The 17,687-nt window shown below is 36.5% G+C and carries 15 protein-coding genes; 8 read left to right on the top strand and 7 right to left on the bottom strand.

All coding sequences use genetic code 11. The features are described 5' to 3' along the window. Window positions 1–421: 421 nt before the first annotated feature. The 3 genes from H6F32_RS15295 to nadB all read left to right on the top strand — a co-directional run bounded on the left by H6F32_RS15295 (window position 422) and on the right by nadB (window position 3,684). Window positions 422–1,144, top strand: a complete 723-nt coding sequence (locus H6F32_RS15295) for a DUF3120 domain-containing protein (protein WP_395939621.1) — start codon at window positions 422–424, stop codon at window positions 1,142–1,144. Window positions 1,145–1,468: 324 nt separating this feature from the next. After that, window positions 1,469–1,891: a photosystem II complex extrinsic protein PsbU gene (gene psbU / locus H6F32_RS15290; RefSeq protein WP_190370172.1), complete on the top strand. Its 423-nt coding sequence runs from the start codon at window positions 1,469–1,471 to the stop codon at window positions 1,889–1,891. A gap of 107 nt (window positions 1,892–1,998) precedes the next feature. Next, window positions 1,999–3,684, top strand: coding sequence for an L-aspartate oxidase (gene nadB, locus H6F32_RS15285; protein WP_190370171.1), 1,686 nt, complete (start codon window positions 1,999–2,001; stop codon window positions 3,682–3,684). A gap of 432 nt (window positions 3,685–4,116) precedes the next feature. On the opposite strand, the gene H6F32_RS15280 is transcribed toward nadB, so the two are convergent. Continuing rightward, window positions 4,117–5,103, bottom strand: coding sequence for a vitamin K epoxide reductase family protein (locus H6F32_RS15280; RefSeq protein ID WP_190370170.1), 987 nt, complete (start codon window positions 5,101–5,103; stop codon window positions 4,117–4,119). Between the two features lie 100 nt (window positions 5,104–5,203). Further along, window positions 5,204–6,052, bottom strand: coding sequence for a photosystem I biogenesis protein BtpA (gene btpA, locus H6F32_RS15275; protein WP_190370169.1), 849 nt, complete (start codon window positions 6,050–6,052; stop codon window positions 5,204–5,206). 831 nt (window positions 6,053–6,883) lie between these two features. Here btpA and rimO point away from each other — a divergent pair. Both rimO and H6F32_RS15265 read left to right on the top strand, forming a co-directional pair. Further along, window positions 6,884–8,203, top strand: a complete 1,320-nt coding sequence (gene rimO / locus H6F32_RS15270) for a 30S ribosomal protein S12 methylthiotransferase RimO (RefSeq protein ID WP_190370168.1) — start codon at window positions 6,884–6,886, stop codon at window positions 8,201–8,203. 95 nt (window positions 8,204–8,298) lie between these two features. After that, a complete protein-coding gene (locus tag H6F32_RS15265) occupies window positions 8,299–9,834 on the top strand; it encodes a DEAD/DEAH box helicase (RefSeq protein WP_190370198.1) in 1,536 nt (511 codons plus the stop codon). 228 nt (window positions 9,835–10,062) lie between these two features. Here H6F32_RS15265 and H6F32_RS15260 read toward each other — a convergent pair whose 3' ends face one another. Together H6F32_RS15260 and H6F32_RS15255 are read right to left on the bottom strand one after the other, a co-directional pair. Next, complete coding sequence (locus tag H6F32_RS15260; protein ID WP_190370167.1) at window positions 10,063–10,785, bottom strand: armadillo-type fold-containing protein; 723 nt, start codon at window positions 10,783–10,785, stop codon at window positions 10,063–10,065. 139 nt (window positions 10,786–10,924) lie between these two features. Further along, complete coding sequence (locus H6F32_RS15255; protein WP_190370166.1) at window positions 10,925–11,461, bottom strand: DUF4330 domain-containing protein; 537 nt, start codon at window positions 11,459–11,461, stop codon at window positions 10,925–10,927. A 434-nt stretch (window positions 11,462–11,895) separates the two neighbouring features. On the opposite strand from H6F32_RS15255, the gene H6F32_RS15250 reads away from it, so the two are divergent. Further along, on the top strand, window positions 11,896–12,732 hold the full coding sequence (locus H6F32_RS15250) for a M48 family metallopeptidase (RefSeq protein WP_190370165.1): 837 nt from the start codon (window positions 11,896–11,898) through the stop codon (window positions 12,730–12,732). Between the two features lie 33 nt (window positions 12,733–12,765). Here H6F32_RS15250 and H6F32_RS15245 read toward each other — a convergent pair whose 3' ends face one another. The 3 genes from H6F32_RS15245 to H6F32_RS15235 all read right to left on the bottom strand — a co-directional run bounded on the left by H6F32_RS15245 (window position 12,766) and on the right by H6F32_RS15235 (window position 16,303). Next, window positions 12,766–13,518: a metallophosphoesterase family protein gene (locus tag H6F32_RS15245; protein ID WP_190370164.1), complete on the bottom strand. Its 753-nt coding sequence runs from the start codon at window positions 13,516–13,518 to the stop codon at window positions 12,766–12,768. Window positions 13,519–14,098: 580 nt separating this feature from the next. Next, the gene (locus tag H6F32_RS15240; RefSeq protein WP_190370163.1) at window positions 14,099–14,896 is read right to left on the bottom strand and encodes a Tab2/Atab2 family RNA-binding protein; all 798 of its coding nucleotides are present in this window, start codon (window positions 14,894–14,896) and stop codon (window positions 14,099–14,101) included. Between the two features lie 129 nt (window positions 14,897–15,025). Continuing rightward, window positions 15,026–16,303, bottom strand: a complete 1,278-nt coding sequence (locus H6F32_RS15235) for a CCA tRNA nucleotidyltransferase (RefSeq protein ID WP_190370162.1) — start codon at window positions 16,301–16,303, stop codon at window positions 15,026–15,028. Window positions 16,304–16,406: 103 nt separating this feature from the next. Here H6F32_RS15235 and H6F32_RS15230 point away from each other — a divergent pair, with 103 nt between their 5' ends. Next, the gene (locus H6F32_RS15230) at window positions 16,407–16,655 is read left to right on the top strand and encodes a Ycf34 family protein (RefSeq protein WP_190370197.1); all 249 of its coding nucleotides are present in this window, start codon (window positions 16,407–16,409) and stop codon (window positions 16,653–16,655) included. 146 nt (window positions 16,656–16,801) lie between these two features. Then, on the top strand, window positions 16,802–17,488 hold the full coding sequence (tsaB, locus tag H6F32_RS15225; RefSeq protein WP_190370161.1) for a tRNA (adenosine(37)-N6)-threonylcarbamoyltransferase complex dimerization subunit type 1 TsaB: 687 nt from the start codon (window positions 16,802–16,804) through the stop codon (window positions 17,486–17,488). Window positions 17,489–17,687 lie beyond the last annotated feature (199 nt).

Raw genomic sequence — 17,687 nt, 5'->3', positions numbered from 1 at the left:
TCTGTTGAGTGGGTGTGTCAGATATGAACAATTTGGTTATTTATATGATTTCTACTGTCTGACGTGGTTGGTGTGCTTGTCGAACCACACCCTACCAATGTGCCAGTTGCGTAAGTCCTGATAAGTTAAGCCATAAGTCAAGTAATAAGTTCCGGTAAGTTCAGCAAATTATTCAACTTAATTGTCTAATCATCCACCTTATTATCACAATTTATAGAGTTTACACAGCAATTCATCATTATTTTACCTCCGCCTACACCTTAACCGTGTAGGGGTAAGGCCCAATGCTAAACCCCTATAGAACTTCCAGCATCCTATTTATTCCCAAAATCATGTATAATCAAATATGCCCCCCAGGGGGATTTTCCACTGTGATATTGTAAATTAAGTAAAGTTTCGTAACAAAATATTAAAAACTTTGATTAACCAAACATTACCCTCCTATAAACAAACTAACGCTACGCTTTTTATCGCTAACACGTCCTGCAATAAAAGATGGTTAGTATTCGCAGCAGCTGTATTTCTCGTATCCGTACCAGTGTTCATAGAGGCTCCGTTAGTCCGTAGTTTACCTATCCTCAGCCTACTATTAACAGTGTTTTGGCTGTGGTTAAGTATTAAATTAATGTCATGTTCGCCCACTAATTCCCCAACCAATTCCCAGACTTATATCTGGGGAGACTTATTATTTGGGTTTAGTTGGACTTGGTTGACAGGATCAATATATTGGGGCTGGTTAAGATTTGAACCAATGTGGCATTTACCCATAGAAGCTATAGGTCTTCCCTTTGCACTATGGGGTTTAGCCAAAAATTGGGGAAAAATAGGCAATTGGTTTTATTTAGGTTCATTATCAGGAACAGTTGTCACTGATATTTATTTCTACTTAGTAAATTTAATACCTGATTGGCGACAAATCATGACTAGTGATCCCACCTTAGCTTCACAAATCTTACAAAATGCCTTAACAAAAGTACAAACTCCTTGGGGGCAAAGCTGGGCAGTCATTTTAGCCTTATTACTTATGACTTTGGGAGTAGTTCCCCTTGTGCAGAAACAATCCCATTGGTATGCCTTTAGTGGAGCAGTTTTGAGTACAATCTTAGTGGATAGCCTATTTTTAATAGCAGCAACCATAGCCTAAAATTCCTATCCTGCATACAAAATAGGAAGAAAACCAAAGCAAAAAAGCTACTAGGGAAGATATTTAACAAAATTTCATCAAACCTAACAGTAGTAAATATTGTGGATATTGATACGCTGTATATTAGTTTCTTATAGTCTAGCGTGACGGAGACTATTGACTTTTTTAGGCTGATACCGATAGCGTAGCTTGGCGCAAGCCATAAACTTCGGTAACACAAAGGCATATAATTTGCTATTACACGAAAATAAATGTGTGATTGTAATTTACAATAGCCTATTTCGCTTATTTATATAACCGTTGTCTTGGAAAGAGGTAAAAATCGTGAAAAAATTGGTGCGTTTATTAACAGTGTTCACATTGTTGCTAGGTTGCTGGGGATGGTTGGGAAATACCGCCCAAGCAATGAGTTTAAATAGCTTTATGGGCGTTCAAGGTTCTGTATTAGCAGTTTCTCAACTAAATAAAGCGGATGCAAAATTAGCAACAGAATTTGGCAAAAAAATTGATTTGAATAACACCAATATTGCTGCTTTCCAACAATATCCAGGTTTTTATCCCACTTTAGCTAAAAAAATTATCGCTAATGCTCCTTACAAACAAGTAGAAGATGTATTCAGCATACCTGATTTAAGCGATCATCAAAAAGAACTCTTACAGGCGAACTTAGGAAATTTCACTGTGACAGAGTTTGAACCCAACTTTAATGAGGGAGACGATCGCATTAATAACGGTATTTACAGATAACCGCAAACTAGCGATATTTCATTAAAATCAGCAGTAGGAGATGATATAATTCAATATATTTCTCCTCTGCTTGCCTATTATTATTCCCTTACTACCCACACCCCACCTTGTCTGACATTCCTCCTCAATTTGATATTTTAATTGTCGGTGCTGGTGCGGCTGGATTATACACAGCCCTCTGTTTACCCGCATCTTTAAAAGTCGGCTTAATTACGAAAAAAACCGTTACTCTCTCTGCAAGCGATTGGGCCCAGGGAGGTATTGCGGCAGCGGTTGCTAAAGAAGATTCTCCTACTTTACATATTGAAGATACGTTAAAGGCTGGTGCAGGTTTATGTGATATTCATGCTGTACAGTTTTTAGCAGAACAAGCTCCTAAATGTATTCAGTCATTGGTAAATTTAGGCGTAGCATTTGATCGCCAAGGCGATCGCCTAGCTTTAACCTTAGAAGCAGCCCATTCCCGTCCTCGCGTTCTCCATGCAGCTGATACCACGGGCCGGGAAGTTACCACTACCCTGACATCCCAGGTTTTACAACGGGACAATATTACCATTATTCAGCAGGCGTTAGCTTTAAGTTTATGGATAGAAACAGATAGTGGTCGCTGTCAAGGGATCAGTTTATTTTACCAGGGTAATGTTAGCTGGATTCACGCTAAGGCAGTAATTTTAGCCACTGGCGGGGGTGGACAGGTTTTTGCCCAAACCACTAACCCAGCCGTGAGTACAGGGGATGGTGTGGCTATAGCGTGGCGTTCCAGGGCTATTTTGCGGGACTTGGAATTTGTGCAATTTCATCCTACCGCTTTAAGTCGGCCAGGAAGATTTCTTATTAGCGAAGCTGTACGAGGCGAAGGAGCACATTTAGTAGATGATACAGGAAGAAGATTTGCTTTTGATTATCATCCATCAGGAGAATTAGCACCGCGAGATGTAGTGAGTAGGGCAATATTTAGCCATTTACAAAAAACCACAACCGATATGTCTACTGCTAATGTGTGGTTAGATATGCGTCCCATACCAGAGGAGAAAATTCGTCATCGTTTTCCTAATATTATTAAAGTGTGTGAATATTGGGGAATTGATGTTTTTAATCAGCCTATTCCTGTATCTCCTGCTGCCCATTATTGGATGGGAGGAATACTCACAGATTTATATAATAGAACAAATATTCCGGGATTATATGCCTTAGGAGAAACTGCTAGTACGGGAGTACACGGGGCAAATCGTTTAGCGAGTAATTCTTTGTTAGAATGTATTGTATTTGGTTCACAAATGGCCAAAATAGATCCAGAAATTTCACATCTAAAAAATCCAGATATGGATAATTCCCGTGTTGAGAAAATTGTGAATTTTACTTTGAGTGTAGAACAGTGGGAAAAACAACAAATTAGTTTAGAAGAAATAAGAGAACAATTACCGCGTGTAGTGTGGAAAAGTGCGGGAATATGCCGAGAAAAGGAGATATTAGAACAAGCGATCGCCCAAATTAAAACCTGGAAAACACAATTTAATCATTTACCATTAAGCCAATTTTTACTACAATTACAACCACAAGAAACAGTAAAATTTGCCGGAGATACGGGAGATAATTATCAGGAAGAAATAGAAAAACAAGTTAAATTATGGGCAGAAACTCGTAACTTATTAGATATAGGATATTTAATTATTAAAAGTGCGGCTTTTAGAACAGAAAGCAGAGGAGGACATTACCGTTCCGACTATCCAGAAACAGATAAAAACTGGCAACTACATACATTAGTGAAAAATGATGATTGGTGGAAAGAATGAAGTAATAAATATGTTTGTGGGAAAATATGAAGATTAATATATCTTTTGTGTGTTATCAATGATAAATGGCGATTATCTACCGTCCATAGTTAAAACTATCCACACAGATAAAGAAGATTTCTATCAGAGGAAGTAAATGATTAGGGTGTGTACTACGAGAATCTAAAATAATAAAATAATTCTCAAAATTTTATCTATGAAATTCTGCTGGTAAGGTAGATTTTTATCGGCTGTGATAAAAGCATAAAAAGGATGTTTTATGGTTTAAGTTTTTGTGGTTTAGGACTTACGCCATTGGCATATTGGTAGGTTCTGGTTCGACAACCTCACCAACCACATCAGACAGTATAAATCATGTAAATAAGCAAATTGTAGTGCGGGCATCTTGCCCGCTAATCCTGTACATCAATCATGTAGATAGAATGTGTTGTATTATCGGAAATAACGGAAATTTTGTGGACCTGTGTAATTAGTAATTTTTGCTAATTCACTCAGATTTTGCACACCGCTATAAATTTCACCATTAATAATCCAACTGGGAAACCCTTGAATTTTGGCTGCAACACACAATTCTGGCTTACCTTTAGGACTTTCCTTACCACATTCTACACCAATATTATCACTAATGATTTTATAGGCTTCTTTGCCAAAAAGTAACTTTTGTTCATGACAATGGGGACACCAATAAGCTACATATTCCTTAGCACCAACTTTAACTAAATGTTCGGCTAAAGCTATTTCTGCAGGTCCTGATTTTGTGGTTATTTCCCAACCAAATTCCGGGTTAGGTTGTACTTTAGGCGTAAAACTAATTTGTACAGGTTTACCATTTATTGGTTCAGCAATTTTATCAGAAATATTAACTCTAGAATAAACTCCTAAAGCACCAATTAATGTCACCATTCCCACAATTAAAGCTGTAAATAAAAGTTGTCCAATATCTTCCCAATCTCTTCCAATTACTGTTAAAGTGAGCATGGTAAAAGCGAAAGTAGCTGATGCAATACAATACCAACAAATTGCTTTTATTTCAAATGCCAGAATATACATTAAATAACTACTAAAAACTGACATTGACACCGCCAAAACAAATAATAATAACCAGGTCAAATTGACGATTTGTTTGTAGTTTTTATTAGTTGTTTCCGAAATTGCTAGAGGCGATAAAGACAAAATAAACATACTCAAATAAGCCAACAAACCAAATAAAGCTAAAGGTTGGCCAAATACCGTACCCCAAGGACTAGAAAGTACATCTACACAACCTTTAACACCTTCAGGAGTGGTACAAATAGGACTACCACCAATGAGTTTTTCAAACAAGAGATAACCTGTGTTTAGAATACCTAAACCAGCGATCGCCCCAATTAAAGGACGGGACCATTTATGAATCCAAGGAGTAGAACGACGACGTATCATAATTATAAAATTAGATGATAGAGTACAAAAAATTCACTAGTTGACAATTGACAATTGACAATTGACAATTGACAATTATCAATTATCAATTATCAATTATTTAAGAATGTAACTTAACAGAAGGAACTGATTTAATTTCTTCCTTAGATTTCCAGTTGCGATGAACAGCTTCCACAAACTGACTCACACGAATAGGATCAATAGGTTGATGAATTTGTCCATGACGTTTTAGGGAACTAGAGACAATGACACCATCTGCTGCTGATAATAAAGTACCTATATTTTCCCAGTTTGCGCCACTACCAATAAATACAGGAGTAGATCCAGCCGCATTAGCCGCTAATTCTAAATCTTCTTGGTTAGGAGGACTACCCGTAGCCCAACCTGATAGAATCACAGCATCAGCTAAACCTCTTTCAATAGTGTCTTGAATTGATACTATAATATTAGGAGAACTTAAAGGAAGAGCGTGTTTCACTAATACATCGGCCAAAATCTTTACATCTGAACCTAATTCTCTCCGGTAGCGTAATAATTCATGAGCTTCACCTTCAATTATACCCTGATCAGTAGCCATGACACCTGTAAGGACATTAATACGGACAAATTGTGCCTGAACGCAACTAGCAATAGCGATCGCACTTCTGCCATCATTCCGTAACACATTTAATCCTATAGGTATAGATACTAAATTTTGTATTCTTTGTACTATGACAGTCATAGCACTGACCACGGCTGGATCAACCTGGTTTTTTGGAAACGGAGCATCGAAAAAATTCTCAATAATAATCCCGTTCACTCCTCCACTAGCGAGGGCTGTGGCTTCTTGTTCGGCGCGATCAATTACTGCTTTGAGACTACCTCCCCAACGGGCAGAGGTTGGCAGTGGTAATAAATGTACTACCCCAATAATGGGTGTTTTGGTTTTAAATAACTGATGTAAATCCACGTCTTTAATTTTTTTGGCACAGTTTGCAGTGCTTACCTATTCGCTTTGCTAATAATCTAGTTTAAGTTGGTAGTTGCTTATTGGTCAAATTGTTTTGATTTGGTAATTGCGGAGTGCCGAGTGAGAATAAAGAATTTTCTCCCTGCTCCCGACTCCTGACTCCTTGATCTCCTCGCTCCGCACCATTCTTGCTGCTTACTTAACTTCCTCTGACCAAAGATGGAAATTAATGTAAAACATTTCATAAGATATGTTAAGATGAAACTTGGTTAAGAGAGTTTGCCACTCAAGAAGACGCAAGGCAGCTAAGAACACTTTAACTGCTTGACCTAGCCCTAACAATGTAGGTTAATCATCAAAGTGGAAATAGCATTAATGCTAAAGCGGTGTAGTCGCCATAGCGATTTCCCTGCGGGTAGCGGCTTCTCAAAACAGACCTTTATGGTCGGCTTCCCAATGGGTAAATTAACAATGGCCACGCTGCGATGATATTTAATTAATATTTAAAGTAGTGACTAGGAAATTGTTAAGACATATTGCTAGTGTTCAACATACCTAGAGCGCTCAATATTACATTGGGGAAAAATTAGTATAAACATCATAACATAAACTCTATAAAAAACATAGGTATAGAGAAAAGTTGTGATAAAAGTTTACTAATAAAAATTACCAGCGATTGACCAGAAACTGGTAAAGGGTGATAATGAAGAAAAATAGTAGGTAAGTTGTGATTAAAAGTTTTCAGACAGCAAAAAACCTACAAATATTTGTTATGACCTAAAAGAAGTACACTTTTATAAGTCACGAGGAAAACTGAAAATTATATAAAGTATGGGTGAAAAACCAACAATAGCTATTTCTCACCTGGGCTGCGAGAAAAACCGCATTGACACAGAACATATGTTAGGGCTGCTGGTAAATGCGGGCTATGGAGTAGATACAAACGAAGAGTTAGCGGATTACGTAATTGTCAATACCTGTAGTTTTATTGAAGCAGCTAGGGAAGAGTCAGTTAAAACTCTAGTAGAATTGGCAGAAGCAAATAAAAAAATCGTAATTACAGGTTGCATGGCGCAACACTTTCAAGAACAATTATTGGAAGAATTGCCAGAAGCAGTAGCAGTAGTGGGAACAGGAGACTATCACAAAATAGTAAATGTGATAGAAAGGGCAGAACAAGGGGAAAGAGTTAAAGAAATTACTCCAGAACCGACATATATTGCCGATGAAACCACTCCGCGTTATCGCACTACCACAGAAGGAGTAGCGTACCTGCGAGTAGCTGAAGGTTGTGATTATCGTTGTGCGTTTTGTATAATTCCCCATTTGCGTGGTAATCAGCGATCGCGTACCATCGAATCAATAGTTGCTGAAGCTGAACAGTTAGCTAGTCAAGGAGTACAAGAGATTATTCTGATCTCTCAGATTACGACTAACTACGGACTAGATATTTACGGAAAGCCAAAATTAGCGGAACTGATTCGGGCATTAGGAAAAGTAAAGGTACCTTGGGTAAGAATGCACTATGCTTATCCCACAGGGTTAACAGAAGATGTGATTGCCGCAATTCAAGAAACATCTAACTTTCTGCCATATTTAGATTTGCCCTTACAACATTCTCATCCAGATATTTTACGTGCCATGAATCGTCCTTGGCAGGGCAGAGTAAATGATGGAATTATAGAAAAGCTGAAAAAAGCCATACCTTCAGCAGTATTAAGAACAACATTTATTGTTGGTTTCCCTGGGGAAACAGAAGAGCATTTTCAGCATTTATTAGAATTTACCCAGCGACATGAATTTGATCATGTAGGTGTATTCACCTTTTCGCCGGAGGAGGGAACTCCAGCTTACACCTTAAGTAATCAAATTCCCTCAGAAATAATGGCAGAACGTCGTAACCTATTAATGGAAATACAACAACCAATTTCCCTAGCAAAAAATGAGCAAGAAATTGGCAAAATAGTTGATGTCCTAATAGAACAAGAAAATCCTGAAACTGGAGAATTAATTGGTCGTTGCGGCAGATTTTCGCCAGAAGTGGATGGTCAAGTATACGTTAAAGGTATTGCTAGACTAGGGACTATCGTGCCAGTGGTAATTGAAAGTGCCGATGCTTATGATCTATATGGTCAAATTGTTAGTAATTAATTAGTCACTAAAAATCAGACTAACTTAAACATTATGTATCGGTCTTACAAGTGCAAATTACAAGTTCAAAAATGACAACCAATCTAGGAGAATTAATGAGTTTAACTTTTCAAGAATTAGGTCTTTCCCAAGAACGTGCTACCCAATTAGAAGAAATTGGTTTTACCGCACCAACAAACATTCAAATGCAAGCCATTCCACAATTATTAAATGGTCGTGATGTAGTTGGTCAGTCCCAAACAGGAACTGGGAAAACCGCAGCTTTTTCTTTACCAATTATCGAAAAATTAGATGTTAATCAAAAAGCTGTACAAGCATTGGTGTTAACACCAACTAGAGAATTAGCTATTCAAGTTCATGCTGCTATGTCCCAATTTATTGGTAATAGTGGTTTAAAAGCAGTAGCTATTTATGGTGGTCAGTCCATAGATAGACAAATCTTACAACTTAAACGAGGCGCACAAATAGTTGTAGGTACTCCAGGACGGGTAATAGATTTACTAGAACGGGGTAATTTACGGTTAGATCAAGTAAAATGGTTTGTATTAGATGAAGCTGATGAAATGTTAAGTATGGGCTTCATTGATGACGTAGAAAGAATTTTATCCCAAGCACCCACGGAAAGACAAACCGCTTTATTCTCTGCTACGATGCCTCCTTCTATTCGGATGCTGGTGAATAAGTTCTTAAATTCACCTGTAACCGTAACTGTAGAACAACCCAAGGCTACACCAAATAAAATCAACCAAGTAGCATATTTAATTCCTCGTCATTGGACTAAAGCTAAGGCTTTACAACCAATTTTAGAAATGGAAGATCCAGAAACCGCGTTAATTTTCGTGCGGACTCGGAGAACTGCGGCAGAATTAACCAATCTGTTACAATCTGCTGGCCACAGTGTGGATGAGTATCATGGTGATCTGTCTCAGCAAGCCAGAGAAAGACTTTTAACTCGTTTCCGTAACCGTCAAGTACGTTGGGTAGTAGCTACGGATATTGCTGCACGGGGTTTAGATGTAGATCAATTATCCCATGTAATCAATTTTGATTTACCTGATAGCGTAGAAACCTATGTACACCGGATTGGACGAACAGGTCGCGCTGGTAAGGAAGGTACAGCTATTACTTTAGTACAACCTTTTGAGCGTCGCAAACAACAGATATTTGAGCGTCATGTACGTCAAAATTGGCAGCTTTTGACTATTCCTACTAAGGCACAAATTGAAGCACAACATATTCAGAAGTTACGCGGCCAAGTAGCAGAAGCGTTAACTGGTGAAAGACTAGCTTCATTCTTGCCTATCATCAGCGAGATGATTGAAGAGTATGATGCTCACGCGATCGCTGCTGCTGCTTTACAAATTGCCTATGATCAAACCCGTCCCGCTTGGTTGTTATCTGGTGTGGATCTACCTGTAGAAGAAGCTGATAGTCCTAAGCCAAGAATCAACAAACGTCGTGATGGTGGTGATTATGGTGATGGCGGAGGTGAGCGTAGTTATCGTGAACGTGGTGAACGTGGTGGACGTCGTTCTTATAAAGAGGGACGCAACTATGATGATAGACGCAGTGTAGCTACTCCTAAGCCTAAATTGAGAACAGCGCAACGCGAACCTTCTATTTCTGGTTAAGTCTTAAATCAGCAACCATAGACTGCATATATGCCATAAAAGTCCGCATTTGCGGACTAAAAAAAATCTATGGTATTGCTGAACTCAGGTATGAAATTGAGAAATTCAAAATTAATTAAATTAAACTAAATTAAATTTGAAACTTTGCGTCTAATGCAAGTGCTTCGCTGATACGCGAAATAAACGCTAAATAAATATCATACCCCAATTCAGCAACGCCCAAAAAACTTAGTCCACTAAAACCTTCCTCTTCTTTAGCGATATCGGTATTAAAACCTCCTGAGAATTAGCAGATATAACCTTAAACTCATCCACATTTTGTAAACAGTCTAAAACTGCCTCTCTAATAATTGCTTCCTTCTCCTGTTTTAACAACAATTGTAAACATTTACCTATATCTTTTTTTGAGTTAACTGTCGCATCTTGACTAAGCAAGTGTTTATTCAGTTTACGTAAAGCCAACAATCGTTTTAAAGGTTCACCACTAGTCAGCTTATCTAACAACTGATCAATATTATCCTGTTCCTGATTTAATTGTAATTGAAAAATTTGCCACAGCAACAATACTAAAGTTAATAGAGTAGTCATGCCTTGAATAATCGTAGCAGTCGCTAACCAGTGACTAGGAGAATCAACCCATATATGTCCTATCATATAGGTAATAAAAGTGACCAATGCTCCGCTAACAATCGCCAAAAATAAACGAGCATTAGTACCGTTTAAAGACCTACGTAATTCTGACCACCATAATTGCCAATTCCATTGTTGCCAGGAATAACTTAGTAACATTACGGTAATACCGATTACTAAAGATAACAATAATTGCCAGTTCCAAACCAACATAGCAACGATAATTGTCAACAACCCCAGCACAAAACCAGGTTCAGAGAAGGTAGTAAAAATGAGTTTTTTAGAGCTTACTGTTTTAATATGAGGAAGTTTATTCATCATTTGTTGCTAAATAACGAGCGTAACAATTTATTCAGTAAAGCAAAATCTAAAGCCATCAATCAATCACAAATGGTCTATCCGCAGCTAAGAAACAGACACTTCTGATATCCTGGGTTGCCACTGAAGCTGATAGCTAAGATCATTGCTTATTGCCAATTCTAATATCAATCACTGAAGCATTAAAATTGTAATTAAACCCTTCTAATTCAAAAGGCATTCCGATTTTCACCTTATTATTCCCCAAAACCGGACCATTTTCTGTAATTGTGGCTTTACCTTCCAAAGTCAACAGAAAATCTGTGCTAAAGTTATTTTGACGAGGATCTGCTAATTCTTTGACAGTACCGTCAGGTTGAGGAATAGTTAGTGTTCTTTCTAACTGTTGAACCGATTTAATTCCAATTTCTCCATAGGGCTGATTACGAATAATTACATTGGTTTTACCACCTTTTGTAAATCCCTGCTTAAATAACTGCTGCGGATCACGAACATTTAAACCACGCACTATTAAGTCTACTTCAATTGGTGCTTTTTTTGTTCCCACTTGAGCTACTGAACCTGATGTACCTGGGAAAATAAAAATACCCACTATTACTAGTAATATTACTAGGGCAGCACCTAGATCTAGTAAATTAATTTTGCCGAATAAACGACCTTTTGTATCTAAAATAGCCATAATTAGGTTTGGACAGGGTTAAAGTAATGGAATTTCTGGTTTTATCTTAGGTAATTGATTGTACTATTCTAGTAACTTATTAAGTCATAAATCTTTACTTTTACACAATTAACAATCCTGTTTAGGAAGTATAGCAATTACTAGGAAGATTCCATCACCATAAATTTTTTTCTTAATAATGTTACAGCAGTTTCCGTTATTATGAGGTACAGATGTTAATGATAAAACCCTTGTAACACAGGCATCTTGCTGTGTTCATAGTGTAGCTCATGTAGATGGAATGTGCTGTAAGTTCTTAGTTATGCAATCCCTGTGTAAAACCTCGAGTCGTTTTTAAGCAACTAATTTTAGTAACTAAATGCAACTTAGTAAATTCAGTTACGTCTTTTACCTTAAAGCCTAATCTCTTTTGCTCATAGTAACACCCTGACATTATGAATAACTATCACAACATCTGGAAACGCTGGTTTTACCCTTTAATTTCTGTAATAACCGCTTTAACTATTTGTTTAACTACACCTCTACCTACTAAAGCTATAGATTTATTACCCTTAATATATCAAGGTATACAAGCATTCAATCTATCCAGACTATCAGATAGTCAAGAAATAGATTTAGGTAGTCAGATGAATCAGCAAATACAAAAAGAAGTACGTATTTCTCGCAACTCCCTATTAAACAACTATGTACAGGAATTGGGAATGAAGTTAGCAGTCAATAGCGATCGCCCTAATTTATCCTATACTTTTCAGGTAGTAGAAGACGAGGCAATTAATGCTTTTGCCACTGTCGGAGGTTTTTGTTATATTAATACTGGTTTACTCTTAGCGGCAGAGAATGAAGCAGAATTAGCTAGTGTCATCGCCCATGAAATGGGACATATTGAAGGAAAACACCTAATTAAACAAATGCGAGAACAAGCTGTGATTAACGGTGTAGCTTCTTCTACGGGATTAAGTAAGAGTAAAGCTGTTGGAATTGGTGTAAAATTAGCCCTCAATCTTCCCCGTAGTCGTAAAGATGAGTATGATGCTGATGCAAGAGGTTTAAAAATTCTCACTCATACTAAGTATGCTCAATCAGCAATGGTTTCTTTTATGAGAAAATTAGAAAAAACTAGCGGTTCTTTACCTACTATTTTAAGTACCCATCCTGGAGCAAAAGATCGTATTGTATCACTGCAAAGACAAATCAGTAATAACCCCAGCAAAGACAATAATGGTTTAGATAACGTCAGTTATAAAGCAAAAATCAGGTCAATAGTCAATTAATCTGTACTTGTAATCTTCATGGGATGATCCTCTTTACCTAGAACGACGACTAGTCATAAAGTCTTCTGGATGAACAGTTTTTACTCCTTCATCCCAGGTTAAAATACGAGTTTTATAGCTAAAAACATTAGCTTGATAAATGAGATGATTAGTGATATCTAATCCTGTTAACCAACCACTACGGATATGATAAGCACCTGTATCTATATCTATCCATCCTTGGCCTTGAGCTAACATACCTGGAATCACACCTGGAAGAGTAAAGGTGATAGTATGACCAGTAATAATCCACTTATCTGGAAAATATGGTTTTTTCATCCTATGAAACTTATCCCTAATCCAACATAATTCTTCCGTAGTTTGCTGATCTACAGTTAAACTAGGATCAACACCTGCATGACTTAACCACACATCTCCTAAGTCTAAATAAGCTGGCAAGTTTGCAAACCAGTCTAAGTGTTTTTGAGGGATATTTGGGGATTTATAACTAGTAATTGTAGCCTGTCCTCCACTATACAACCAGGCTTGCATATCTGCTGAAGTGCTATTTTTATTAGTGATCACATTTAATAGCATTTGTTCATGATTACCTAGCAAGCAAGAATAATTGTTTTCCTGAACAAAGTTTACCACTTCTGAACTTTTTGGACCCCGATCTATCAAATCTCCCAGAAAATAAACTTGATCATCAGATGTTAAAGCTATTTCCTTTAATAATAACATTAGCCCGTCATAGTGGCCATGAACATCCCCAATAACTATTCTGCGTTTACGGATTTCTCTCATCTGATCCTAACTTGAGTAAATAGTTGACTATGATGATAATATTGTAATACTAACATTGTAATATTAACAATTATCTGAAATTCTTGAACGAAGTTCAATTAAACTATACTACAGCACTTTTAGCGTCTACCTGACACAGGTTATATCTGATTTTCCATTGGTAATAAATTCTTATACCTAACCCTTACGCAAAGAGTTATAATCTAATATTTTTCGGGCGTTGCTGAACTCAAATATGAAATTGAGAAATTCAAAATTTGAAACTTTGCATCTAACCCACATCAACTGTCACACAACGAAAATCGGTGATTTAGAAATTGAGAATTGGCGAACTGAACTGCTTGCAGCAGCGCTTTGCTATCGCCACCTAAGATTTAGACTATGTTGTATGAAAATTATCTTCAAATGTATTCAAAAATCCGAAAAAACCGATTGTGACACCGGGATCACTGAAGGTAGGATTTAACGGCTTTGCTGATGCGTGAAATAAATATTATGTTATGTTATTGTACTCCAATTCAACAACGCCTATTTTCTTAACACTTCTCTTAGCTAAACTTCAACAAATATTCATATTTTCTTATATCTCTTGTTTCAATAGCCATAAACCACTGTAAGTCATTCCTGAATCATCTGGTTGTACCACTAAAAAATGTAGTCCCTTGCTTACTTGTTTTTTCTGTTCATAACTCTTAGCTGCATTTTTCACTTCTTTGTCAGTAAAAGTAAGTAAAATATAGCGTTCATTTAAACCTGCTTCTAATATTAAACCATCAGGTTCACCTCTGACATATTTTAATTCTACAGGGTTGGTTTCATCTAACCATCTTGTTAATTTTAAAGACTTTCTACCACCATATATAATCACACCGGGAATAGGTATATTAGATGCTAAACCTAAATTAATTGGTTTAAGAAAATCAGGCATCTGTAAAACTGGAATTGGACACTCTATAAATTCATCTATTATATCACTAGCATTAATTGTTACAAATCGCCATTGTTCTCCCCATAAATTTTCTGGTAATGGCTGTGGAGGTAATTTGTCAATTGTCAGATCATATTTTTTATCTTGTAACCATTTTCGTAAACTAGCAGTTCTACGAGTTGCTGTAATTTTAATACCTAATTTATCAGCAGCAGCAGTAATTAAACTTAAAGATTGAGGACGGAAAACCTGGATAATGTCGGGTAAAATTCCTTTATTGGCTAATTGGAATTGTTGTATTAACCACTTAGAACTAGCTTCAGACTGAGGACAAAGGGATTCATATTTAAACGTGCCATATTCATCACATATTAATAAAGCCCATAATGCTTTGTCTACATTATCTTGTTTAGGAATGCGGTAAAAATCAACTTGCCAAATTAAGCTCATTTTTTTATCTTGATTTTTTATGTTAAATATACTAATTCTATCCAATTTATAGCAACTTTACACAACTTTTTCACAAGTTATCTCAAATTGAGAATTTTTTTGTTAGTCAACAATTGATGATTACTATCATTATAGCAATTTAGCAGCATAGGCGATCGCTTCTTCTAGGTTATTAATTATACCTTCACCTTGGGCTATGGCAATTTCTGTTAACAACTCTCCCACTTTTGGAGAAGCAGGAATTTGCAAGGCTTTCATTATATCATTACCACTTAGTAAAGGATGAGGATGAGCAACCAAGTCTTGACAATTGAGATATCTATTTACCAAAGGTTCATAACTTGGCAATATTTCTGTAGGTGTTTCTTGTGCGATAATATTCTCAGCTATAGCTAATATTAAGACTACTGGAAATAATATAGATATTTCTTGAAATAAAAAATATTGTTCTCGAATAGATATATTAATTAAATTATTAACTGATGTGATTTTAGGTAATAATTTTAAAACGGTGATTACTGCTCGAATTTCAACGCGACTATAGGTCAGTTGTAAAAGTTCTCTTTCTACTAAATCTAAGTTTTTAGAGTTCACTAAACAAGCAATTTTAGCAATTGATAAACCAGAAGTTTTAATAGTATTGCGAATATGATTTTGTAATTCGGATGCTAATTTCTCCCATTTTTGACTAATGAGAATATATGCTTTCTCCACAGCATTTAGTTTTTGCACGCTCTGATAATTGCTATTTTGAAAAAACCTCGTTAATAAACCATCTTCCCAGGCCTTAATTAACCAAAAAGTACCGTTGTTGCTACTTAATAAATAACCAATTTCAACTCGTATTCTTTCTGATGCAACTTTACTTAATTCTAATGCTAAGGAGCGAATTGCTACTTGTGTATTTGGTTCAATTTTAAAACCTAGTTGAGCGGCTTGACGATAAGCCCGCATTAACCTTAAAGGATCATTTTGCAAGTTATCTCGTGAAATCATTCTCAACATACCAGATGCTATATCTTGACAACCTCCTAATGGATCAATAAATTGGTGATTATAGGGATTATAAGCGATCGCATTAATAGTAAAATCTCGTCTTTTTAAATCAGAGTTTAAACTATCTCCATCTTGTTTAGCAAAGTCAGCTGTAGCATTAGCAAAAACTACACGAGCAATATCACGTTCAGCATCTAATAAAACAAAACCTGCTTTACACTCTTTAGCGATTTGTTTCGCTATTTGTATAGCATCTCCAGCAACAATAAAGTCTAAATCTAAATAATCACGAATCCTGCCTAAAATAGCATCTCTTACCGCTCCACCAACCATATAAGCATAATTTGGTAATAAATCTAACCTAAAAGGCCAATTCCTTACTGATAAACGATCAACAGCAAACTGATTCATGGTAATCAAAATCGTCCTCAAAACTAATGCTAAAAAATTTTGTTTAAGCTACATTACTATCAATACTTCTTCAACTATAAATTTTTGTGGACTAGCTTTTATTATGTGTATTTGTGTAAATTGTCACTATGTAGATAGATGTATAACTTACAACGCCGTAGAAACCCAGCACCAACAACCGCACTTAACAGAAACACCCGACTTTGATCCTCAAGAACCATCCATCAACGTTAATATTAGGACAAAAAATGAAATTATAGAAATGGAATGGGATGTAGTTGGGTGTCTAAGTTTTCAGCAAGAAACAGGAAAATGGTCAAAACTACGACCAGGTGAGCTTGTACCCACCTAAGTGATATTGAGCATTTCATCAAAAGTTATAAACGGTAGGTTATGAGATCCTGTAACCTGCCTAGAATTTGTAAATGCCGTTGTGAAGTTAACTATATAATATAGGAAAATAAAATCCCAAATCTAAAAATTCCCAATTACCTGACCTTGATAGAAACCTCACATATTAAACCAAGCAAATACGGTTTAGCACTACATACAACCACACCAGAACTAGGATTAGCCATTAGTAACTTTGTAGACTATCAGCGATCGCAAACCTACCACTTAGCACGGGACTTATCAAGTCATATTCATTATTACCTCAAGGAAATAATTCAACCATACAGTTGGACAGACCTAGAATGGATATCCGTTGCCAAAGGTCCAGGAGGATTCACAGGAACACGTCTAGGAATAGTAATAGGCCGCACCATAGCACAACAACTACAAATACCAATATTTACCATATCCACATTAGCGGCAGTTGCCTGGCGAACCCACAGATCATCATATAAAGATATCTCCCCAACACTATCATCTTCAATCATTGCCGTAGAAATGGCAGCCCAACAGGGAAAAATCTTTGGTGCAATATATCAAATCAACCATAGACAAATCATACCCTTATTAGCAGATAAAGTATTCACACCAGAAGAATGGCAAAAAAGCCTTGAACAATGGCATAAAAAGCATGAGCAAATAGAACAAGTACTTGCCAACACACAAAAACAACAACTAGCGAAAACTGTTACTAGCGTTTTAGAATTAGCCCAAATGGAATGGCAACAAGGTAAACAACCCCATTGGACAGAAGCCCTACCTTATTATGGACAACACCCTGTAGACCTTTAATCAAAATACCTGTAAAGATTGCACAGCAATAGTTTCAGCCAAACGTCAACAATTCCAGAAAAAATCTCGAAAAATTTTTCTCAAAAGGGTTGACAAAGAAAAAAAAGGGAGATATAGTAGATAAAGTGTTGAGGGAAAGAAAAAACCCGCAACCAACTGAACCGAGAAAAAATAATACTTTGAAAGAATAGAAAACCAA

The sequence above is a fragment of the Anabaena sp. FACHB-1237 genome (assembly GCF_014696225.1).
In the GTDB taxonomy this organism is placed as follows: domain Bacteria; phylum Cyanobacteriota; class Cyanobacteriia; order Cyanobacteriales; family Nostocaceae; genus FACHB-1237.
The sequence above is the reverse complement of the archived record's forward strand: the minus strand, read 5'-3'. Positions and strand labels throughout refer to the sequence as shown.

Excerpts from the sequence above, each read along its gene's own strand:
- H6F32_RS15280 (WP_190370170.1), bottom strand. The coding sequence starts at position 5,103 with ATGATACGTCGTCGTTCTACTCCTTGGATTCATAAATGGTCCCGTCCT.
- rimO (WP_190370168.1), top strand. The coding sequence starts at position 6,884 with ATGGGTGAAAAACCAACAATAGCTATTTCTCACCTGGGCTGCGAGAAA.
- H6F32_RS15265 (WP_190370198.1), top strand. The coding sequence starts at position 8,299 with ATGAGTTTAACTTTTCAAGAATTAGGTCTTTCCCAAGAACGTGCTACC.
- H6F32_RS15260 (WP_190370167.1), bottom strand. The coding sequence starts at position 10,785 with ATGATGAATAAACTTCCTCATATTAAAACAGTAAGCTCTAAAAAACTC.
- H6F32_RS15255 (WP_190370166.1), bottom strand. The coding sequence starts at position 11,461 with ATGGCTATTTTAGATACAAAAGGTCGTTTATTCGGCAAAATTAATTTA.
- H6F32_RS15250 (WP_190370165.1), top strand. The coding sequence starts at position 11,896 with ATGAATAACTATCACAACATCTGGAAACGCTGGTTTTACCCTTTAATT.
- H6F32_RS15245 (WP_190370164.1), bottom strand. The coding sequence starts at position 13,518 with ATGAGAGAAATCCGTAAACGCAGAATAGTTATTGGGGATGTTCATGGC.
- H6F32_RS15240 (WP_190370163.1), bottom strand. The coding sequence starts at position 14,896 with ATGAGCTTAATTTGGCAAGTTGATTTTTACCGCATTCCTAAACAAGAT.
- H6F32_RS15235 (WP_190370162.1), bottom strand. The coding sequence starts at position 16,303 with ATGAATCAGTTTGCTGTTGATCGTTTATCAGTAAGGAATTGGCCTTTT.
- H6F32_RS15230 (WP_190370197.1), top strand. The coding sequence starts at position 16,407 with ATGTGTATTTGTGTAAATTGTCACTATGTAGATAGATGTATAACTTAC.